Raw genomic sequence first — 23,349 nt, forward strand, 5'->3', positions numbered from 1 at the left:
CGACTTAAGTAAGTGATTTATTTAAAAACGAAACGTAATGCAAACTACGAAGATCAAAACTACCTGTTCCTACTGTGGCGTTGGCTGTGGTATAATTGTAACCAACGATGCTAAAAATGGCGTGATGGTAGAAGGCGATAAAGATCATCCTGTAAACAAAGGAATGTTATGTTCTAAAGGAATGAACTTGCACTACGTAGTTAATGATACGTCTGACCGAATTCTGTATCCTGAAATGCGCGGAAACAAATCCTATCCGCTTGAGCGAGTGAGTTGGGATACCGCTTTGGATCGTGCCGCTGCTGTTTTTTCTTCTATCATAAAAAAACACGGCCCAGACAGCGTTGGATTTTATATTTCGGGACAATGTTTGACTGAAGAATATTACTTAGTCAACAAATTGGTAAAAGGTTTTTTGAAAACCAACAATATAGATACTAATTCCAGACTCTGCATGAGCTCTGCAGTTGTGGGTTATAAAAAGACTTTTGGAGAAGATTCTGTACCGATTGCTTATGATGATATTGAATTGGCAGACACGTTTTTAATTACAGGCGCAAATCCCGCTTGGTGCCACCCTATTCTTTTTAGAAGATTAGAAAAACACAAAGAGAAAAATCCGAAAACTAAAATAATCTGTATCGATCCAAGACGAACCGATACTGCCGCTTTCGCCGATTTGCATTTGCAGATTATTCCAGGTTCAGATATTATTTTATATCATGCTATCGCCAGACGCATTATCGAAAAAGGTTATGTAGATCATGATTTCGTTAAAAATCACGCTGAAAATTTCAAACCATACAAAGATTTAGTTCTAGGCACTTCTCTTGAAAAAGCTTCTAAACTTTGCGGGATTTCCGTAAACGACATTAAACTTGCTGCCGATATTATTGGGAAAGCAAAAGGATTTATTTCGCTTTGGGCAATGGGACTCAATCAAAGCGCTGTTGGCGTTGATAAGAATACAGCATTGCTGAATTTATCTTTATTAACAGGGCAAGTTGGAAAACCGGGTTCTGGTCCCTTTTCATTAACAGGTCAGCCAAATGCAATGGGCGGTCGTGAAGTGGGCGGAATGGCTACGCTTTTAGCCGCACACAAAGATATCGCAAATCCGATGCATCGAAAAGAAGTTGCTGACTTTTGGGGCGTTGACGAAATCTCCGATAAACCGGGTTTAACGGCAACAGAAATGTTTGAAGCCTTAGAATCTGGAAAAATGAAAGCCGTTTGGATTATCTGCACCAATCCGTTAGTGAGTTTACCCGATTCTAGAAGAGCAGAAAAAGCACTTAAAAATGCAAAATTCGTGGTGGTTCAGGATATTTCACACAATGCGGATACAGCCAAATTTGCCGATTTACTATTGCCTGCAGCGGGTTGGTTAGAGAAAGAAGGAACGATGACCAATTCAGAGCGTCGCATTTCCTATCTTCCAAAAGGAATTAATGCTCCAGGCGAAGCGCTTCCAGATATTGAAATCTTGATTCGTTTTGCTAAAAAAATGAATTTCAACGGCTTTAATTTCAACAGTGCCGAAGAAATCTATAAAGAACATTGTGCACTTACCAAAAATACCAATATTGATATTTCATTCTTAAATTACAATCGTTTAAAAAACGAAGGAACGTTTCAATGGCCAGTTCCTGATTACAATCATCCGGGAACCCCGAGATTGTTTACAGATAAAAAATTCTATACTCCTTCAGGAAAAGCGATTTTTAATTTACCCGTTTCGATCGAAAATACATCGGTTCAGCCAAACGCCGAATTCCCTTTTATTTTAACAACAGGAAGAATTCGCGATCAATGGCATACAATGACGAAAACCGGAAAAGTATCGCGCTTGTTAACACATATTCCGAGTCCGGTTTTAGAAATAAATCCAATTGATGCTTTTAAAAACGATATTAAAAATGGTGATATCGTAACCGTTTCTAGCAAAAATGGCGAAGTTCGTGTAAAAGCGAAAGTGACGGACGCAATCAAAGAAAAAGTTCTTTTTCTGCCCATGCATTGGGGAAAACAACTCGAAAATGATTTAAACCGAACCAATAATTTAACGAATACTGTTGTAGATCCAATTTCAAAAGAACCCGATTTTAAGTTCACGACCGTTTCGATTAAAAAATATATAAAACCATTTCAAAAAATTGCCATTGTCGGCGCCGGAGCAGCTTCATTCCGATTCATTCAAAACTATCGTGAGTTCAATTCGACTGATGAAATTATTGTTTTTTCTAATGAAATGAATCCGTTTTACAATCGTGTTTTGCTTCCTGAATACATGACGGGAGAATTTACTTGGGAACAACTTTTAAAAGTCAAAGACGGCGAAACTTTCAATAAGTTAAAAATAACGATGAAAGCCGGAGTAGCTATTGATAAAATAGACACTGCAAATAAAATTATAAAAGACAGTCAAGGCGAAACGCATACTTTTGATTCGTTGATTCTAGCTACTGGAAGCCGTCCCTTTGTTCCGGAAAATGCACAGCTTCATCTTCCCGGCCGATTTACCGTTCGAAGAAAAGAAGATGCAGACCGTTTGAAAAAACACTTAGACAGCACCAATCTTCCACCAGAAGAACAGCATGTTGTCATTATTGGCGGTGGTTTGTTAGGATTAGAATTGGCTGCCGCTTTAAAACATAAAAAGGTAAAAACAACGATAATCCAGCGTGCGTCTCGTTTAATGGAAAGACAATTAGACTTAATTTCAAGTAAATTATTAGCCGAAGAAGTACAGCTTCGTGACATTCAGATTTATTTTGATAATGAAGTCAGCACCGTTTTTGAAACCGATAATCCAAATGAGATCGAAATTGCTTTAAAAAGTGGTAAAATATTGACTGCGAATGCGATTGTATATACGATTGGAACAATTCCAAACATTGAAATTGCTCGAGAAAGCGGTTTAATCTGCGGAAGAGGCGTAAAAGTGAATCAGTATTTGCAGACTTCAAATCCCGATATTTTTGCAATTGGCGAAATAGCCGAATTCAACAATAAACTATTCGGAATCACGTCTGCTGCAGAAGAACAGGCCGATATCTTGGCTAACTTTTTGGCGGGTGATATCAGCAGTTATTACAAAGGTTCGATTTTAATGAATATTCTAAAATTAGAAGACATCAACCTTTGCAGTATCGGCGATATTACGATTCCAGAAAATGATGATTCGTATGAAGAAATTGTTTTTGCCGATCTTAAAAAACGTTATTATAAAAAATGTATCGTAAAAGACGATCTTTTGGTTGGTGCCATTTTAATGGGCGATAAAAATGAGTTTGCCGAATTCAAAACGATGATTGAAAGCAAAATCGAATTATCAGACAAACGAAATACGCTTTTGAGAGGAAGTTCTAATGCAAAACCGGTTTTAGGAAAATTAGTCTGTTCGTGCAGTCAAGTCGGAGCTGGAAACATTGAAGAAACCATTAAAAGTGGCGTAAACGATTTTACAGAATTATGCAAAAATACAGGCGCAGGATTGGGTTGCGGAAGCTGTAAAACGGAGGTTAAGGAAATATTGGCAAAGTGTAAATGAGTTTTGTTGCTTTACTTTGAACATAAATTTTACCGAAAAGAGCGCAAAGTTTATTTGATAGATTCTTAATGAGTAGACAAAGTTCGCAAAGCTTTGAGAATAGATTTTAGTCAAGCTTTGTGAACTTTTTCGATAGAAAACAATTTATGATAAAGAATGTAAACCTTAAAAACCTTTGCGAAAAAACTTTGTGAACTCTGCGTTAAAATCAACACAGCCCAAAAACCTGAAACTTGAAACAACGCAATTTCACCCTGAGTGGAGTCGAAGGGCGCTCCAATTGGAATTGGGCTTCGACTCCGCTCAGCCTGACAAACCTTGTAAAAAACCTGAAACAAAGAAAACCTGAAACAAAAGAAACAAAATGGAACTAACAAGATTAATAGTAAAAGGAGGCGTTATATCGCCGGGAGAATTACGAGAAGTTGTAAATATCGCTTTGGAAGAAGAGCTGGATTCCATTTCGTTTGGTTCTAGACAGGATATTATTTTTCCAAAAGGGTTCAAATCTTTGGATAAAACTACTTTAGGGAAACATCACTTTGTTTATCCAGATCAGAAAAGCGGGAATAATATTGTTTCGTCTTATGTTTCAACTGATATTTTCAGAAATACCAATTGGCTGACTGGAAATCGTTTTCTCTATATTTTAGAAGAATTCAAAGAACAGCCTAAACTAAAAGTTAATATAACCGACCCGAAACAGCAATTGGTTCCTTTGTTTACAGGACATTTGAATTTCATTGCTTCAGAACACGAAGATTATTGGTATTTGTACATTCGTCTTACGAAATGGGAGAAAATGGAAGTTTATCCTGTTTTGCTTTACAGTTGGGATTTGGCTAAGATTTATTATGAAATCGAAAAAATTGCAGAAGAAGATTCAGCAGATATAGAAACGCTTTTTGCTTTAGTTAGCGAAGCTTTAGATACTAATAACCGAACGATTGACAAGCCATTAAATATTCCATTTTATCCATTTCCGTATTACGAAGGAATGAATAGAATGGGAATCGATCAATATTGGTTGGGATTGTATTGGCGAAACAATCTTTACGATTTAGATTTCTTAAAAGAAATGTGTGATTTGTGTTTTGAATGCAAAATTGGGAAAATCTGTATCACGCCTTGGAAATCCTTCATTATAAAAGGAATTCCGAAAGATAGAAAACTGGAGTGGGAAAAATTCCTAGGAAAACGTGGCATAAACGTTCGCCATTCGCTATTAGAACTAAACTGGCATTTACCCGTTGCAATGGAATGGGCTTTAAATCTTAAAACTTTTCTAGTTAGAACATTAGATCAATTCGATATCAGTACTTACGGATTGAATTTTGGAATTTCAGAATACAATCGCGACGGACATTATTTTACTTCGATTGTAATCGAAAAAAATGAACTTCCGGTAGCTTTAGAATCGATCAAAATCAGAGATACTTATAATGTATTATTTGCAAAGAATTTCGACCCAAATACACGTGAATACATTGTGCATTCGCAAGATATTGACAAACTCGAACTGCCAACCATTTTAATTGAATTAAGCCGAAAATATTTTGAAGAACTAGGAAATACAGCATCTGAGACTACTGAAAAGCAACAGAAAAAAGAAAAACCACAGCAGGATATTTACCAATGTCAAGAATGTTTAACGCTTTATAATTCTGAATATGGAGATGAAACGCAAGGTATTCCAAAAGGCCTTTTGTTTGAAAATCTCCCAGAAACGTATTGCTGTTCTCTTTGCGAAGCGCCAAAAAGCAATTTTAGGATTTTGGAAACTATTGAAAATTAATAAGTTCTATAATTTATGTATCCAAAAATTGCGTATATTTAGCTTAACTAAGAATTTATGGTAAAGCTGCATACTTCAAAAGCTTTAAAACCATTTAGTTAACATCGATTTATTCAATAAAAAAATACAGTTATGATAAAAAGAACAACACAATCTTCTGTTGAAAAAGTTACCGATATTCCAGCAGAAACAGCTGTAGAAAGCACTACAGAAATACAACCAGAAACTAAGACAACAATTAGAAGAACTACTCGAACGGCTGTAAAACCATCAGCTTCTAAGACTTCTTCTACAAAAACTGCTACTACAAAATCGCCTGCTGCGAAATCAACAGCTACAAAAGCACCCGCTGCTACTGTAAAACCTGCCGCAAAAACTCCTGTAAGAGCTGCTTCTAAAACGACTCCATCGGCAACTGTAAAAAAAGTGGCAACAGCACCTGCAAAAACAGCACCTATCGTTTCTGAAATCGTAGAAATTAAAACCAATGACATTCCAGTACCTTTTGAAGAAAACAAACCTGTTGTAACTATTGAAAAAATTGGAAAAGAAAAAAACGATATAAAATCGAAGCTGAAAGCTAAACTTAAAGCAAAAAAAGAAAAAGAAAAGAAAAGAGAAAAAGCGATTAAAGCTGTTATTAAAAAATTAGAAAAAGCTAAAAAAGCAAAACTAAAAGCAGCTGAGAAGAAAAAAGAAAAGGCTAAAAAAGAGAAAGCAAAAGCGAAAGCCAAGAAACTTGAAAAGAAAGCAAAGGCTCAGAAAAAAGCGAAAGCTAAAAAGAAAAAATAGTTATGAGAAAGGTTTGACTTTAAGTTAAACCTTTTTTTACGCTCCAACGAGTCATTGCGAATTAGGCTTCGACTTCACTCAGCCAGACAATTCACAATTAATAATTCACAATTAATAATTAATTTACCCTCCAATTGCGATCATACTACGATTATCTGAATGAAGAGTAGGATCATTAATCTCATTTACTGTCGACATTCCAGCGCGGACTTTCTTTTTATTTTGAATCGATTCTGAAATCAAATCTGTTATGGATTCTCCATTTCTAAAAGCAGTCAACAAATCAGTTTCTGAATTGGAGAAAAGGCAATTTTTTATTTTTCCGTCAGCCGTCAAGCGGATTCTATTACAGCTATCGCAAAACGGATTTGTAATAGAACTGATAATTCCAAAATCACCTTGAAAACCGTTTATTTTATAATTCCTTGAAGTAAAGTTTTTTTCGTCTTCCAGTTTTTGAATGTTGTCTAAAGAAAAATCAGTTTCTACTAAAGATAAGATTTCTTTCTGCGAAACCATTTTACTCCTGTCCCACTCGTTTCCAGCAAACGGCATAAACTCAATAAAACGAACAGAAATAGGCAGAAATTGGGTCAATTTTACAAAATCGACAATTTCATTATCATTAAAACCTTTAATCAAAACTACATTTACTTTTACTTGAAAATCATTATTTAGGAGCAAATGCAGATTATCAATCACTTTCTCAAACTGATTTCTAAGCGTTATCGTATGAAATTTAGATGAAACTAAAGTATCTAAACTCAAATTGATTTTTTTGACACTAAATTGCTTTAAAACGTCTATGCAACGATCTATTAAAATTCCGTTTGTTGTTATTGAAAGTGAAACATCTAAAGTCGATAATCTGGAAACAATTTCAGGAAAATCCTTTCTCAATAAAGGCTCTCCGCCTGTTAACCTGATTTTGTCAACACCATTTTTTACGAAAGTCTGAGCAATGGCAAAAATCTCATCTGCCGTCATTAAGCTGGCTTTTGGAGATAATGCGATTCCATCTGCTGGCATGCAATACGTACAACGCAGATTGCATTTTTCCAACAGCGAAATGCGCAAATAATTATGCTTGCGCCCGAAACCGTCCGTCAAAATTGTGTTAGAGGCTGTCATGGTTTTTTCCTTTTAAAATATGAAAAACGTGCATTACGTGCGGAAAAACAGCATCCATAGATTCTCTTACTCCATTTGTTGAACCCGGTAATGCCAAAACTAGGCTTTTACCTAAAGTTCCGGCAACACTTCTGGAAAGCATGGCATACGGCATCCTTTGCTGTCCGTAACTGCGAATGGCTTCTTCGATTCCTGGAATTCTGCTTTCTAAAATCGGTTCTAAAGCTTCAGGCGTTACATCTCTTGGAGACAAACCAGTTCCGCCTGTAAAGATTACCAGCTGATTTTCTTTAGCGAAAGCTTTTGTCTTTTCTTGAATAATATCCAATTCATCTGGAATGATTTCATAATGAGAAGTTTCAACTCCGTAAGAATCCAGTTTTTCTACAATTGTTTTTCCTGAACGATCTTCTTTATCGCCAGCAAAAATCGAATCGGAGCAAACAAAAACCGCCGCTTTTATCGCATTCGGAAATTTATTTTTGAAAGACGATTTTCCGCCTTCTTTATTGATTAATTTTATTGTTGAAATCTCAATTTCTTTATCAATTGGTTTCAACATGTCATACATTGTCAAGGCTACGATAGATGCGCCATGCATGGCTTCAACCTCAACTCCTGTTTTGTAAACCGTTTTTACCTTGAAAATAATGTGAATCTCCAATCCTTCGATTTGATATTCAACCGAAGTAAACTCAATTGGAAGCGGATGACAATCTGGAATGGACAAATGCGTATTTTTTACCGCAAATAATCCAGCCGTTTTTGCCATTTCAAATACGTTTCCTTTTGGCACTAAATTATTCACAATGGCATCAATTGTTTCTTGTTTGCTAACTTTTACAATTGCGGTTGCGGTTGCGACTCTTAAAGTGCTTATTTTATGCGTAATATCTACCATTATAATTTCTTAGGTATTTTGTTTCCAAGTGAATGTATCATTTTCAAACATTTCTTTGCCAAAAATCGGCACATCAGTTTTTATCCAATTAACGATGGCTTCTGTGGCTTCATACACTTGTTTGCGACGCGTAGCCGAAACAAAAACAAACAAACAGATCTCGCCTGCTTTTACAACGCCCAAACTGTGATAAATGTGCATGCAGGTTAAATCAAATTTAGCGAAAGCTTTTTCTCTAATGGCATATAATGCTTCATTTGCCATGTCTTTATAGGCAGAATAATCAATTGCCACGACGGTATTGTCGTGAATAACATCGGCACGAACTTGTCCTAAAAAGATGTTATGTGCCCCAATTGTATGTTTCGATTGATGTTTGGCAATCGATTCTGCGATAAATTCGGGAGAAATTGGTCCTTCTACAAATACATTTTTACTCATTTTTTATTTTTTTTATAGCCACGAATTCACGAATTACAATGATTTACACTAGTTTTTGTCAGGCTGAGCGGAGTCGAAGCCCACGTTCAATTGGAATGCCCTTCGACTCCGCTCAGGGTGACAATCTAACTTAAAATTCTAATTTGTGGCTATATTTTTATTTCCTCTTTAATAATTGCTTCATTGCTAAAGCTCCCCCAGCAATGCTTTTTATATTTTTAAATCGATGCCTTTGAAGCAATTCGAACGCAATTTTACTTCTAATTCCAGATTGACAAAAAACATATATCTTCTGATTTTTATCCAGTTTTTCAATTTTTTTTTCCAAATGCATCAACGGAATCTGAATCTGATTTTTTATATTAATTTTTGGCGATTCATCTGTATTTCGAACATCAAGAAAAAGAACCTCATCATTATCCATTTCATTCAAAACCAATTCAAAACTTACTTCTTCAACTTCACATTTATTGTATTTTTCTTCAAATGCTTCTCTGGTTATGGTTTGAATATCACTTTTCTCGAAATCGAACTTTTGCTGTTCATTATTCAGCGTATTATAAACCAATATTTTTCCGCTTAAAACGTTTCCAATTCCGAGAATCATTTTTAAAACTTCATTTGCCTGAAACATTCCGATAATTCCAACCGAAACTCCTAATACTCCGGCTTCTTCACAATTTAGTGCATTTAAATTTTCATCGGGATATAGACATCTATATGTTGGGCCATTCTGATAATTGAAAACCGAAACTTGTCCCTGAAATCTGAAAATTGAACCGTAAACCATTGGCTTATTAGTTACCAAACAGGCATCGTTTATTAAATATTTGATTGCAATATTGTCTGTTGCATCAACAATAATATCATATTTTTCAAATAACGAAATGGCATTTTTTCCAGATACTTTTTCAGAAATTGCTTTTACTTTAACCAAAGGATTCAATTCAGCAATCATTGCTTTTGCTTCTTTTGCTTTTGATTTTCCGATAGCATCAGTTTTATAAATTACTTGTCTCTGAAGATTCGAAATTTCAATAACATCATGATCTGCAATTCCAATTTCTCCGACTCCTGCAGAAGCCAGATATGGCAAAATTGCAGCGCCTAAACCTCCAGCACCAATTACCAAAACTTTTGTTGTTGCTAATTTCTGCTGGCCTTCTTCTCCTATTTCCGAAAGAATAATTTGTCGGTTATATCGTTTATCTGTACTCATAATTTATCCTCCAGCAAACGGCGGTAATAAAGCTACAATATCATTGGTCTGCAGTGCATAATCTACAGCTTTGGGAACTATTTTCTGATTGACTGCTACGCTGAAAGTCAACGATTCGAATTCATATTTTTCGTTTAAATCCTGCAATAGTTTTTGCAATGATAATTCTTCTGAAAAAGATAATTTTTCGAATTCACATTTTGTCTTTTCGGCAACAGCTCCAAAATATTTAACCTCAATCATTTTTATAAATTTAAATTCTGAAAAATAAATTCGTCATCAAAGTGTTCCTGAAAATACGAAATCCAACTTGATGTATTTCTTACGACTTCGCCGATCACAATAATCGCCGGCGATGATATGTTTTTTTCAGATACCAATTTAGTGATTGTATTGATAGTTCCAATTACTTTTTGCTCTGAATTTTTTGTTCCGTTTTGAATAATGGCAATTGGTAAATCATCATTTCTGTTTTCTTGATAAATCGAAATGATTTCATCCAATTTATGCATTCCCATTAAAATAACAACCGTTGCTGCTGATTTTGATGCCAATTGAATGTCTTTTGACAATTTATGGTCTGAAGTTGTTCCTGTAATAACCCAGAAACTTTCGGCTACTTTACGCTGTGTCAAACTGATTCCAACCGAAGCGGGAACTCCTAAAGCAGATGAAATTCCAGGGACAATAGCCGTTTCAATTCCGAAATCTTCTGCAAATTCGATTTCTTCACTTCCTCTTCCAAAAACAAACGGATCGCCACCTTTTAAACGAACAACATGTCCATGAGTTTTTGCCATAGAAACAATCAAATCGTTAATTTGATCTTGTGTGTAAGCATGGCATCCTAATCGTTTTCCAACAAAAACAATTTCTGCATTCGATGCATACTCTAACAATTCTTCGTTTACCAAAGCATCATACAAAACTACATCGGCACTTTTTAAAGCTTTTATGGCTTTCATCGTAATCAATTCAACATCGCCTGGGCCCGCGCCTACGATTGTCAATTTGGGTGTTTTTAAGCTTTGCATAATCCTTAACTTAAATTGATATTCAAATCGTCTAATTCGTCTGCCGAATTAATATTCGTCAAATGAAAGTTTTCACTTTCTTCTATATTGATAATCTGATGCGGCACTTTCGCAAGAAGATCCATCATTTTCAATTCATCTGAATCAATCGCTTTTTTTATAATTGGAACAATTTCTTTAGAATAAATTCCGATTAATGGATGTGTTTTACTTTCGGAAGCAAAAACTGTAATTCCAGCCTCACTTGTATGTTTTGAAATTAATTCCTGCAATAATTCAGTTGAAATCAACGGAATATCACAACTTAAAATCAGATTGAATTCGGTTTCTGAATGTGATAAAGCAGTGTAAATTCCGCCCAACGGACCTTTATCTTCAACTAAATCTGGTATTTTTTCATAGTTTAAATAATCGTATTCTTTAGAAGTCGTGATTAATTTTATATGGTTTGTAATGGGCAAAATTGCCTGAATGATATGCTCAATGAATGGTTTTTCCTGAAACAAAACCAATCCTTTTTCTGACTGCATTCTGGAGCTTTTTCCTCCGCAAAGAATAAATACTGTTAGTGTTTTCATAGTTTTCTTATTTCAGGTTTCTTTTGTCTATTCTTGCCACAGATTAAAAGGATTAAAAAGATTTCTTTAAATACTTTGTGTTGATTTTTTTACCACGAATTACACAAATTTTCACAAATTATTTTTTTAAAATATGTAACTGAAATTCGTGTAATTCGTGGCAAATAAAAATCTTATTTAATCTGTGAATCCCGATAGCTATCGGGAGTGGCAAAACCATATCATTATCATGGAAAAATCAATTTCACGCTTGCCATTAAAATTACAGTTCCTAAAACCATTTTTAATGTTCTGTTGGAGAAAGATTCGCTTCCGTAAAATCCTCCCAGCATTCCTCCTACAACTGCAATTGGAACGAGATAAAAACTTTCCATTGGAATTGTTTTTCCTCCTAAAAAAAATCCTAACATTCCTGCGAACGAATTCACAAAAATGAACAAACTCGAAATCGCTGCCGATTCTTTTACTGACGCCCATCCTAAAAATAATAAGATTGGACTCAAAATGATTCCGCCGCCAATTCCTAACATTCCAGATAATAATCCGATGGCAAAACCAATTGCCAGAGCAAATGGAAGATTTATTTTTACTTCTTCTTTTTCTTTAAAATTAAATACTCCAAACAACCTCAACGCTGCAAAAACCAATACAATTCCGAGAATTATTTTATAAATCGCATTATCTAAAGTGATAAAACCTCCTATAAAAGCTGCGGGAATCGAAGCAATCGCAAACGGATAAAACAGCTTGGGCTTGAAATAATTATTTTTATAATAAAACAAAAACGAAATACTGGATACAAATAAATTCAGCAGTAAAGCCGATGGTTTCATAATCGAAACCGGAAAAGCAAAAATGCTCATCAAGGCCAAATATCCCGAAGCTCCTCCATGTCCAACACTTGAATATAAAAACGCAATTACAATTAATGCGAAACTGAATAATAGTATGTTTTCTGAATTTAGGAGACTCATGTATTTTGTTTTATTTGTTTCAAGTTTAAAGTTTATTGCTATGTGTTTTTATTTATATAGTGCTTTTTGCTTTTTGCCGTAAAATTTATTCTCTTAAGAACTTTAATCGATTGGGAGAATCGTTACCGACTCGCCTTTTTTAATATTTTCAACATCCTGCGGCACAATTACCAAACCATTTGCAATAGCAAAAGAATTTAACATTGAAGAGGCTTGTCCTTCTAAAATTGTAACACTTGTTTCATTATATAATGCTTTTAAAAAAAGTGTTTTTCCCGTGTCATTGACTATGTCGTTTTCTAATTTTCGAACAATTTTTGGTAAATGGGTATTTGAGAATCCCATTTTATTTTTAACTGCAGGATATACATAAATATAAAAATTAGTCAATGACGAAGCTGGATTTCCTGGCAATGCAAAAACTAAAGTATCTTTTTTAGAACCAAAAAACATCGGCTTTCCAGGTTTCTGATTAATCTTGTAAAAAAGCTCTTCGACTCCATTTTTCAGCAAAGCTTCTTTTACAAAATCAAAATCTCCAATAGAAATTCCGCCAGATATTAGTACGATATCATTCTTTTTAAGTATTGGCTGCAATGCTTTTTTCGTTGCTTTCAAATTGTCCTTTACCGTGTGAACTTTCACTTTATTAATTCCGATGGTTTGCAAAGCCGCTTGGAGCATTATCGAATTACTCTCATAAATTTTTCCTTTAGGAAGTTTCTTTCCCGGTTTTACCAGCTCGTTTCCAGTAACCAAAATAGCCACTTTCGGTTTTTTATAAACTGTTATTTCTGTAATTCCTAAACAAGCTAAAAAACCAATTGCTGCTGGAGTTATTAATGTATTGGCATCAAAAACAACATCCTCTGCACTAATCTGTTCGCCTTTGTTTCTAACATTAGCAAAAGGTTCTGGCATTTTTGCAATCAAAATTGAATCTCCATTTACCATTACATGTTCCTGCATTACAACAGTATCTGCGTCATTAGGGACATATGCGCCTGTAAATATGCGTACGGCTTGGTTTTCTTTTAGTTTTACATTGGCATGATCGCCAGCCTGCGAAATTCCTACCACATCAAATTGATGTCTTCTTGAATGAATAAAAGCATAACCATCCATTGCCGATTGGCGAAACGGTGGCATTGAAATCGGCGAGTAAATTGTTTCTGCCAAAACATATCCGAGCGCTTTTTGAACAGAAATTTTCTGAGTGGACAAAACTGAACTGTTTGCAGCGACAATTTCTAAAGCTTCTTTTACTTCTATCATTTCGTTTAATTATAAAACTAAGTAAAAATACTTAATACAAATATAAGTATTTATCCGTAGGTTGATTAAAAAATTTTACTTTTCTTTTATAGTCTATAAAATTACTCTAATTTATTAAAAATCAACTTGAAATTTAAATTTAGATTTTAGATATACGTATCAAAAGAGTTTTTTAGGACTCTTTTGATACTTTTTAAGCCATTTAATTCTATTAGAAGCCTTGTTTTCAAGTTGAAAAACAAGTATAAAATACTACAATTTTAACTCGAAGACAAAATTTATTTTAACATTTATCTGATTATAAGATTCTTTGTTAGACCTTTTAAAATAAGGGACAAGCAAAACAAATCCTTCTTACAGCGCTTCTACAAACATATATTTTTCAAAAAAAAGTCAACAAACTTTTGGTTTTTATTATATAAAATTTAACTTTGTCTATAGGATTAGTAGAGTTTAAAATAATATTTCAAACCATAAAAAATTATTATTGTGAAAACAACAGAAAGCATATCGCGTTACATTCTTCCTAAAAAATACACTTATAGCACTATTTGTTATATGTGTTTCTGTTGTTAATTATCTATTCTTACTTTGTTTGCCTTTAGAATCATATCGAAGCAAAACATAAAAAATATCACCAAAAATATTTATTGAATTTTAACCAAGAAATCTATCCAATGCATTCAATTGTATTGGGCAAGGCTCTTGAAACCATACCTATTTTATTTTCAAATTAAATAACTAACAATTAAAAAGACTAAAATGAAAACAATGCAAACCTGTTGCTTTAAATAAAAAAAGCCATTTCTGCGGCAACAGAAATGGCAAGGCTTAAAGAACATTTATCACTAAATCAAGAACACTTTTAGAGTGCTGTATAAACAGTGCTCAGGGCGTCTTGTTAATTACTTAAAACCAACACAAAGAAATGAAAAAAAAGTTAAACATACACATACTGCTGTTTCTACTCTTCATAACGGCAGGAATATATGCCCAGAATACCACCCCGCTTATTCAATCAAAACTAGACGGAACCGTTGTTGATGCTATTACAAATCAACCTATTATAGGTGCTTCGGTTACCATTAAAGGAACAACCCACGGTGTTGTCACAGATGCAGAAGGAAAATTTTATTTTCAAACTGGACAAAAATTTCCTTACACCTTAATCGTAAGTTACATCGGATACAAAAAACTCGAAATAATAGTAGAGAAAAATCCAGTCATTATTAACCTTAAAGAAGAGCGTCAAGAACTAGACGAATTGGTAGTTGTAGGTTACGGAACCCAAAAGAGAAAAGACATTACAGGTTCTGTGGCATCGGTTCCAAAAGCCAATTTATCTCAGGTAACTTCTTCGGCAGATAATCTATTAAGGGGCGCTGTAGCGGGAGTTGTAGTTACACAAAGTTCTGGCCGTCCTGGTGCTTCTTCTAGTGTTCGCATTCGCGGAGGAAACTCTATTACTGCTGGTAATGAACCGCTTTATGTTGTTGACGGAATCTTAATTTACAACGATAATAGTAACAGTAGCGCAGGAGTAACATATGCGGGTGCGAGTGTCAATGTGCTTTCTACTATTAATCCTGCTGATATCGAATCTATTGAAGTTCTTAAGGATGCCTCAGCAACAGCAATTTATGGTTCTAGAGGTGCCAATGGAGTTGTAATTATTACGACGAAAAAGGGAACAAAAGGACAAGATAATATTTCGTACCAAGGCTATTTTGGTTTCCAAAATATTTCAAAAAAACTGAAATTGATGAATGCCAGCGAATGGGCAAGTTTAAGAAACGACGTTCAGGCAAGTATTGGTCAGGCTCCTTCTTTTTCTCCTGCACAGATCGAGGCTTTGAAGACTTCTGGAAACTACGATTGGCAGTCGGCAGCATTTGTAACGGCAGCACCTGTTCAAAATCATAATTTATCTTTTTCGGGTGGAGACGAAAAATCGAGATACGCTATTTCTGCAGGATATTTTGATCAGGATGGTATCGTTTTAGGTTCCGATTTTAAGCGTATTTCACTTCGAGCTAACTACGAACGAAATTATTCCCAAAAATTCAAATTTGGCGTAAATGCCAATTACACGAACTCCATTGCAAATGGTGTTGGTACAAATGGTGGCGCCAATGCTGGTAGAAATCCAAATCCGCTTGTTAGCGTGGTTTTGACAGCACCTGTTGTTCCTATCAAAAATGCAGACGGAAGTTATAATGTAACGAACAATCCTTATGCAACTTCTGTAAATGGTTTTGTTCCGAATCCGATTAATGATTTGGAAAATACAACGAACGAAACCAAATTGAATAGAATCCTAACCAGTTTGTTTGGCGAATATAAATTCAATAAAGAATTAACAGCTAAAGTTGCCGTGAGCGGTGATGTTTTAAATACAAAACAAAACTATTACGCGCCTTCTAATACCACTACTGGTGCAGGAACAAAAGGTTTGGCATCTATTGGTGAAAGATTAGTAAGTTCTGTTTTAAATGAAAACACGCTTACTTACAATACTACTTTTGGTCAAGATCACAAATTCTCTGCTCTAGGCGGTTACACACTTCAGTACACAAAAGGTGAGGTTGTGAATGCAGGAGCTCAGACTTTTGTTAACGATGCCAATACCTACAATGCACTTCAAGATGGTGTGGCGGTAAAACCATACAGTGAAGCTTACGAAAGTGTTTTGAAATCTTGGCTGGCTAGAGTCAATTATTCTTATAAAGGAAAATACAACTTTACATTGTCTGGACGTGCAGACGGTTCTTCTAGATTTGGTTCAGAATCGCTTTGGGGCTACTTTCCTTCTGCTGGATTCTCATGGAATATAACCGACGAAGAATTTGCCAATAACATTAAAGGCGTAACCGAAGCAAAACTAAGAATTACAGCTGGAACAACAGGAAACCAAGAAATTGGAAACTACCTTCCTTTGGCTTCAATGGGATCTGTAAACTATTCTTTTGGAGGAACATTATACACAGGTTTAGCTCCTACCCGATTGGCAAATCCTGATTTGAAATGGGAAAAAACAAATCAATATAATGTTGGATTGGATTTATCACTCTTAGATAGAAGAATCAATTTTGTTTTTGATGTTTATTATAAAAAGACAAAAGATTTATTAATCAACGTTCCAGTGCCATTGAGTTCAGGTTATGCCACAGTGCTTCAGAACATTGGTGGAGTTGAAAACAAAGGTTTCGAGTTTGGTGTAACAACTGAAAACATTAAAACAGAAAACTTCGCTTGGAACTCTAACATCGTATTTTCTTTAAACAGAAATAAAGTTACAGAAATCGGAAACGGTGTCGATCAATTTTTTCCTGTTGTGCCAAATGGCTCTTTATTGCAACAGCAGCCTGTTACTGTAAAAGTAGGTTTGCCATTAGGAACTTTCTGGGGTTATAGAACCAACGGAATTTTCCAAACTCAAGAAGAAGTAAATACACAGCCAAAAATCAACAGTTTGGCAAACACAAAAGTGGGAGACAGAAAGTATGTTGATACCAACGGAGATGGTGTAATTACAGCTCTTGACAAAGGAAACTTAGGCACATCTCAGCCCAAATTTGTGGGTAGTTTCAGCAACACGGTTTCATACAATGATTTTGACTTGAATTTCTCTTTTCAAGGCGCATACGGCGGAAAAATCTTCAATGCTTTAAATCAACAGTTAGAGATTTCTACACTTGGAACTAATGCGGCGGCAACTCTAAATGATCGATGGACGCCAACAAATCCTAGCAATGAAATTCCGAGAGCTTCAAGTTCACCACTAGGAATCGTTTCAGAGCGTTATGTTGAAGATGCTTCTTTCTTACGATTAAAACTAATCACATTAGGATACACTTTACCAAAAAGCGTTTCTAAAAAACTGGGAACAAAAAGCGTAAAAATCTACGTATCAGCAGAAAACCTAATTACATGGACCAAATACACTGGCTATGATCCAGAGGTAAGTTCATACGAACAAAACAACTTATATCCGGGAATTGATTTTGGTTCTTATCCAAACTCAAAAACATTCATCTCGGGCTTGAACGTAACTTTCTAAGTAAAAAAAATATATAATGAAAAAGATAATTATAACATTCCTTTTAAGTACCGGTCTATTGGTATCGTGCGCTGATCTTGAGGTAACTCCCAACTCTTTTGTAACTGAAGACAATTATTTTATCACTCAAGATGATGCTGTTGCAAGTGTAACTGCGGTTTATGCTTCTTTAAGCCTTGATCCGGGTGAACAGAGTTTATTTGGTCGAAACCTTTACTTCTTAACCGACATGGGATCTGATTATGCTGCCGCAGGAGTTTCTGCTACAAATCCGCAGGTTAGAGCCATGAGCAGTTTAACACACGATGCTACAAATGACCGTGTTCAGGTAGCATGGAGACAAATTTACAACGGAATTAATAGAGCGAATGTTTCTATTGACAATATTCCGAAAGTTTCAGGTTCTGAAGTGATCAAAACAAGATTAATTAATGAAGCTAAATTCATCCGAGCATTGCTTTATTTTCAAGCAGTTCGTCTTTGGGGCGGAGTTCCGATTGTTTTGCATGAAGCTAAATCTATCAATTTGAGAGATTTAAAAACGAATCGCTCTACAGTTGAAGAAGTTTACACCCAAATCATCAAAGATTTGACAGATGCCGAAGCGCTTCCAAAAACATATACGGCAGCAGATGCTGGGCGTGCTACTTCTGGAGCCGCTAAAGCCATTTTAGCAAAAGTATATCTGACTAGAAAAGATTGGCCAAACGCTATTGCAAAAGCTAGAGAAGTAATTGACGGAGGTTACGGATATGCTTTGTTTGAAGATTTCCAAGATATTTTCACTAAAACAAAAAAGAACGGAAAAGAGCATATTTTCTCTGTTCAGTTTGAGCCAAATCAAGCAGGAAACGGATCAAGCGGAAGTACTTTTCAAGCCACTTCTTTTACTGGATTTACAGCAACTGAGCCAGCAGATATTATTTCAGACGTTGCTTTGTTTTATGATATCTATGCGCCTGGAGACAAAAGAAGAGATGTCAGTTATGCCAAACAATTGCTTAATCCGTCAACGGGAACGCTATACACTTTTCCAAAACCTATCTTCAAAAAATACTTGGATTTGTCTAATCTGGCGACACCTTCAAACGTAGCAATCAACTTTCCCGTTATTCGTTATGCCGACATCCTTCTGTCTTTAGCGGAAGCGATAAATGAACAAGGCGGACCGACTGCAGAGGCTTATGAATTGATTAATCAAGTGCGAAGAAGAGCTTTTGGAAAAGCCATTACAACTCCAGATCCAACAATAGATTTAGTGGGATTAAATCAGACGTCTTTTAGAGCTGCAATTCAGGAAGAGCGCAAAAAGGAATTTGTTCAGGAAGGACAGCGCTGGTACGATTTGGTAAGATGGGGAACTTTGGTTACTGAGGTAAAAAAGGTTACAGCTAAAAACTCAGTATCAGAAAGAAATAATCTGTATCCGATTCCGCAAAGCGAAAGAAATATTAACCCTGACGGGTTGCCTCAGAATCCTGGATATTAGTATTGAATGAAATGTAAACAAATAATCTTCTGACAATGAATACCCTATCCCCGATAGAAGTGAAAATTCTTTTGTGGCGGGGTTCGCCACAAAAGATTGCAACGGATAGCGGGATTAGCTCCTAAAAAAACAAAATATTATTTGAAAACCTTTTAACTAAAAAAATTATAGACTATGAAAAATTTTAAAAATAACATTGTTGCCAAAAGCCCAAAGAAAGGACTTTTGATTACAGCATTCCTGATTGCCCAATTGGGAATAGCACAAGACAAACAAGAATTTAAGGGTACAATCGGAAAAACTTTGGCTGATTCTAAAGAATACTGGCCAGATCCTGTAACGGCACCAAAAGGCGCTCCGAACATTGTTTGGATTTTATTGGATGATGTTGGATTTGGAGCTTCAAGCGCTTTTGGAGGTTTAATCAACACGCCAACTTTTGATAATCTAGCAAATAATGGATTACGTTACACGAACTTCCATACAACAGCCATTTGCGCTCCTACCCGTGCCGCTTTATTAACTGGAAGAAATTCAGGAAGAGTTCACGTAAGCGGATTTTCTCACACTATTTTATCAGCAGGTTTCCCAGGTTGGGACGGAAGAATTCCTTCTGATAAAGGAACTATTGCTGAAATTTTACGTGACAACGGTTACAACACTTTTGCAGTTGGAAAATATGGTGTTACACCAGACGAAGATGCAACAGATGCGGGTCCGTTTGACAGATGGCCGACAGGAAAAGGTTTCGATCATTTTTACGGATTCTTAGGTTCTCAAACCGATCAGTACAATCCTGATTTGGTAGAAGATCAAGTTCACATTAAACCAGACGGACGTCATTTGAATGAATTAATTACAGATAAAGCCATCAGCTACATTCAGAAACAGCAAAAAGCAGCGCCTGGAAAACCATTCTTCTTGTATTATGCGCCAGGAGCGGTTCACGCACCGCATCAAGTAGCTGAAAAATGGGTCGAACCATACAAAGGCAAATTTGACGAAGGTTGGGATGTTTACCGTGAAAAAGTATTGGCAAACCAAAAGAAATTGGGAATCTTTCCTCAAAATGCAGGTCTTCCAGATCGCAACGCTTTAATTACAGAATGGAAAAAATTAACTCCAGACCAAAAGAAAGTATACGCAAGATTCATGGAAGTTTACGCTGGATTCCTAACGTATACGGATTATGAAATTGGAAGAGTTGTGGATTATTTAAAACAAAGCGGACAATTGGATAATACTTTAATCTTTGTTGCCATTGGAGATAACGGTGCAAGTAAAGAAGGAACGCTGCAAGGAACAATTAACCAAAGTTTATTTGCTCAAGGAAAAACTGACGAAGAAAACTTCCAAAGCAATTTGAACAACATCGGCGAAATCGGAACAGCTAAAGGTTTAAATACCAATTATCCCTTAGGATGGGCGCAGGCAACAAATGCTCCTTTCAAAAACTGGAAACAAGATGCGCAATCTGAAGGAGGAACCCGCAACCCGCTGATTGTTTTTTATCCAAACGGAATCAAAGACAAAGGCGGAATCAGAAATCAGTACAGTCATGTAACAGATCTATTGCCAACTACTTTGGATATTGTTGGAATTAAAGTGCCAGAATATATCAAAGGAATTAAACAAGACATTATTCAAGGTTCTTCTTTCCAAGCTTCTTTAGATAATCCGAAAGCTGAATCATTACATAAAGTGCAGTATTACTACATTTTTGGAAATAGAGCAATTTATAAAGATGGGTGGAAAGCTTCTGCGGCGCATTTGCCAGATTCTTTCGCAGTAAAAAAATCTTTAGGAAGCAACGAAAAACCTGCTCCAAGCAACTTCGATACTGATGTTTGGGAATTATACAATCTAAACGAAGATTTTAACGAACGCAACAATCTAGCGAAAAAGTATCCTGAAAAACTGGCAGAACTTCAAAAATTATTTGACGAACAGGCAAAAGAAAATAATCTATATCCTTTAATCGATTGGCAGGATGTTTATAACAGAAGAATTCACAATACTGGTGCTGATAAAGGAAAAACAATTTCTGATTTAATCAAACAAGCAACTAAACCAGGTGGAACCAATAATTAATTACAGAACCTGCAAGGTTTGAAAAACCTTGCAGGACATAAAAAGAATAATTATGAAACGAGTAGATTATGAAATCATAGGAAAAAAGATTGTCGTTGGGATAATCTTGTTTTTAGTTCCACTGGCTATCCTAGCTGGCGGATTAGCAGTAGTAAATCAATTTTTAAAATAAGAAATCATGGCAATAGTTCAAAAAGAAAAACTAACGAGAGACTTAACAATAAGTTTCTTCATTTATTCATTGCCTGTAGTGGCAATTTATCTGTATTTTAAATTAACTGGCGGAGCTATAAGTGAATCGCATATTGCATTGCCTTCGTTTTTAGAATTTGCAAAACCGGCTTTCGAAAACATCCGCACTTGGGGATTAACCGTTTTCATGCTGGTTTTAGGAATAATCGAATTTGCTGCAGGCTTATACGATGATGAATGGACAGGCGAAGAACGAAAAATTGATATTGTTTGTTTCTTAGCGCCAAAATTGCTTTTACCTCCTATCATTGCATTTTTCAGTTTAACAGCTTTACCTTATTTATTGCCAAGCGCGGCTAATGCTTTAGCGTGGGTTCCGTTTTGGGGAGGCTTTTTCTTAATAGCAATTGCTGACGATTTAACGCAGTATTGGTACCATAGACTGCATCACCAAGTTCCATTTTTATGGCGTTTTCACAGAACGCACCATTCGGCTCCGTACATGGGTATGGCAATGGCTTCTAGGCAAAACTTTATTTATACGGTTTTCTTTTCTCAAATTTATTTGACAGCCACTTTAACGTATTTAGGTTTAGGCCTTCCTGCTTTATTTGTTTTAGTGATTAAAAGTTTCATCACTTTAGGAGCGCACTCAAGCATTCCGTGGGATAAACCATTTTACAAATACAGGATATTGCATCCAATTGCATGGGTTTTAGAAAGATTGATCTCTACTCCTGCTACGCATCACGCACATCACGCAGATACAAGCGGAGACGGTGTTGGTCATTTTAAAGGAAACTTCGGAAACATGTTCTTCATTTGGGATGTTATTTTCGGAACAGGATTGATTACTCGCCAATATCCAAAATCATTCGGAACAAAATCATACAAACAAGAAGAATGGTATGCACAGTTTCTTTGGCCGATTTTTAAATCTAAAAAAGAAGGAAGTTCTCTTGCCGAAGGTGTATTATCGCTTCCGCTAAAACCAAAGCCAGTTACAACCGAAGAAACTCCTGCACCGGTATTAGAACAAGTATAAATGCTTCTTGATATGAAAAATCAAATCGTAAAAACCAGTATAACAGCAATTGCCTTTTTATGGGCAGTTGCTGCTTTTTCGCAAAATGAAATTCACAGCTCATTATCGCTCGATTCATTTTATTCGAAAATAAAAAGCCAAAAAAATCCACAGATTGTTGATGCCAGAACTCCAGAAGAATTTGCATTGAATCATATTGAAGGTGCTGTAAACTTTAATCTCCAATCTGAAAACTATGCGCAATCTGTTGCTAAACTAGACAAGTCAAAACCTGTTTTTATATATTCCATCGGAGCTGGCAGAAGTGTCGCTTTAGAAAAAGAATTATTAAAAAATGGTTTCTCAGAAGCCTATAGTTTAGAAGGCGGAATTGCCAATTGGATTGGAAACGGAAAACCTTTTTATTCTAATCTAAAAAGCAAATTATCCTTGGCAGAATTCAATAAAATTATTGCTGATAATAAAACTGTTTTAGTAGATATCGGTTCAAAATACTGTGCTCCTTGCAAAAAAGTAAAACCAATTTTAGAAAACATTAGATCAGAATATGGTTCGAATTTAAAAATCGTAGAAATTGAATTGGAAGACAGTCCGCAAGTTATTGCCGATTTAAAAACCGTCAAAATCTTCCCGACTTTGATCTTATATCAAAATGGAAAAATCGTTTTTAAGAAAGAAGGAATAAATGACTTGAAGAACGAAGTTGATGTTGCGTTGGCTTCTAAGTGACAGTTTTAAACTATACAGTTTTTCAGGCTGAGCGAAGTCGAAGCCCCATA

At 35.5% G+C, this 23,349-nt stretch carries 17 protein-coding genes; 8 read left to right on the forward strand and 9 right to left on the reverse strand.

Features of this window, described 5'->3' with window-relative positions:
- The first annotated feature begins 37 nt into the window (after nucleotides 1–37).
- From ACNRYB_RS20955 to ACNRYB_RS20965, 3 genes are all read left to right on the forward strand, one after another.
- Complete coding sequence (locus ACNRYB_RS20955) at nucleotides 38–3,553, forward strand: molybdopterin-dependent oxidoreductase (RefSeq protein WP_473728622.1); 3,516 nt, start codon at nucleotides 38–40, stop codon at nucleotides 3,551–3,553.
- Nucleotides 3,554–3,917: 364 nt separating this feature from the next.
- Nucleotides 3,918–5,348: a rubredoxin gene (locus ACNRYB_RS20960; protein ID WP_473728623.1), complete on the forward strand. Its 1,431-nt coding sequence runs from the start codon at nucleotides 3,918–3,920 to the stop codon at nucleotides 5,346–5,348.
- Between the two features lie 132 nt (nucleotides 5,349–5,480).
- Nucleotides 5,481–6,140 carry a hypothetical protein gene (locus ACNRYB_RS20965; protein ID WP_473728624.1) on the forward strand — a complete coding sequence of 220 codons (660 nt, stop codon included), beginning with the start codon at nucleotides 5,481–5,483 and terminating at the stop codon, nucleotides 6,138–6,140.
- A gap of 123 nt (nucleotides 6,141–6,263) precedes the next feature.
- Here ACNRYB_RS20965 and moaA read toward each other — a convergent pair whose 3' ends face one another.
- The 9 genes from moaA to ACNRYB_RS21010 form a co-directional block, all read right to left on the reverse strand.
- Nucleotides 6,264–7,271, reverse strand: a complete 1,008-nt coding sequence (gene moaA, locus ACNRYB_RS20970; protein ID WP_129745670.1) for a GTP 3',8-cyclase MoaA — start codon at nucleotides 7,269–7,271, stop codon at nucleotides 6,264–6,266.
- Entirely contained in the window at nucleotides 7,258–8,172 is a 915-nt protein-coding gene (moaCB, locus tag ACNRYB_RS20975) for a bifunctional molybdenum cofactor biosynthesis protein MoaC/MoaB (RefSeq protein ID WP_473728625.1), read from the reverse strand. Before moaCB ends, moaA begins: the two co-directional genes overlap by 14 nt.
- 9 nt (nucleotides 8,173–8,181) lie before the next feature.
- Nucleotides 8,182–8,613, reverse strand: coding sequence for a molybdenum cofactor biosynthesis protein MoaE (locus ACNRYB_RS20980; RefSeq protein ID WP_066034044.1), 432 nt, complete (start codon nucleotides 8,611–8,613; stop codon nucleotides 8,182–8,184).
- Nucleotides 8,614–8,770: 157 nt separating this feature from the next.
- A complete protein-coding gene (gene moeB, locus ACNRYB_RS20985) occupies nucleotides 8,771–9,832 on the reverse strand; it encodes a molybdopterin-synthase adenylyltransferase MoeB (protein ID WP_473728626.1) in 1,062 nt (353 codons plus the stop codon).
- A 3-nt stretch (nucleotides 9,833–9,835) separates the two neighbouring features.
- Nucleotides 9,836–10,075, reverse strand: coding sequence for a MoaD/ThiS family protein (locus tag ACNRYB_RS20990; RefSeq protein ID WP_129745667.1), 240 nt, complete (start codon nucleotides 10,073–10,075; stop codon nucleotides 9,836–9,838).
- A gap of 2 nt (nucleotides 10,076–10,077) precedes the next feature.
- On the reverse strand, nucleotides 10,078–10,866 hold the full coding sequence (gene cobA, locus ACNRYB_RS20995; protein ID WP_129745666.1) for a uroporphyrinogen-III C-methyltransferase: 789 nt from the start codon (nucleotides 10,864–10,866) through the stop codon (nucleotides 10,078–10,080).
- A gap of 5 nt (nucleotides 10,867–10,871) precedes the next feature.
- Nucleotides 10,872–11,444: a molybdenum cofactor guanylyltransferase gene (locus ACNRYB_RS21000; protein WP_473728627.1), complete on the reverse strand. Its 573-nt coding sequence runs from the start codon at nucleotides 11,442–11,444 to the stop codon at nucleotides 10,872–10,874.
- 227 nt (nucleotides 11,445–11,671) lie between these two features.
- Nucleotides 11,672–12,418 carry a sulfite exporter TauE/SafE family protein gene (locus tag ACNRYB_RS21005; protein WP_473728628.1) on the reverse strand — a complete coding sequence of 249 codons (747 nt, stop codon included), beginning with the start codon at nucleotides 12,416–12,418 and terminating at the stop codon, nucleotides 11,672–11,674.
- A 102-nt stretch (nucleotides 12,419–12,520) separates the two neighbouring features.
- Nucleotides 12,521–13,693, reverse strand: a complete 1,173-nt coding sequence (locus ACNRYB_RS21010; RefSeq protein ID WP_473728629.1) for a molybdopterin molybdotransferase MoeA — start codon at nucleotides 13,691–13,693, stop codon at nucleotides 12,521–12,523.
- Nucleotides 13,694–14,621: 928 nt separating this feature from the next.
- Here ACNRYB_RS21010 and ACNRYB_RS21015 point away from each other — a divergent pair.
- From ACNRYB_RS21015 to ACNRYB_RS21035, 5 genes are all read left to right on the forward strand, one after another.
- Nucleotides 14,622–17,753, forward strand: coding sequence for a SusC/RagA family TonB-linked outer membrane protein (locus ACNRYB_RS21015; protein ID WP_473728630.1), 3,132 nt, complete (start codon nucleotides 14,622–14,624; stop codon nucleotides 17,751–17,753).
- Between the two features lie 16 nt (nucleotides 17,754–17,769).
- Nucleotides 17,770–19,242, forward strand: coding sequence for a RagB/SusD family nutrient uptake outer membrane protein (locus tag ACNRYB_RS21020; protein ID WP_473728631.1), 1,473 nt, complete (start codon nucleotides 17,770–17,772; stop codon nucleotides 19,240–19,242).
- 174 nt (nucleotides 19,243–19,416) lie between these two features.
- On the forward strand, nucleotides 19,417–21,333 hold the full coding sequence (locus ACNRYB_RS21025) for an arylsulfatase (RefSeq protein ID WP_473728632.1): 1,917 nt from the start codon (nucleotides 19,417–19,419) through the stop codon (nucleotides 21,331–21,333).
- A gap of 178 nt (nucleotides 21,334–21,511) precedes the next feature.
- Nucleotides 21,512–22,570, forward strand: coding sequence for a sterol desaturase family protein (locus tag ACNRYB_RS21030; RefSeq protein WP_473728633.1), 1,059 nt, complete (start codon nucleotides 21,512–21,514; stop codon nucleotides 22,568–22,570).
- Nucleotides 22,571–22,582: 12 nt separating this feature from the next.
- Nucleotides 22,583–23,299, forward strand: a complete 717-nt coding sequence (locus ACNRYB_RS21035; protein WP_473728634.1) for a thioredoxin domain-containing protein — start codon at nucleotides 22,583–22,585, stop codon at nucleotides 23,297–23,299.
- Nucleotides 23,300–23,349: the final 50 nt, after the last annotated feature.

The organism is Flavobacterium sp. CR10 (assembly GCF_055814415.1).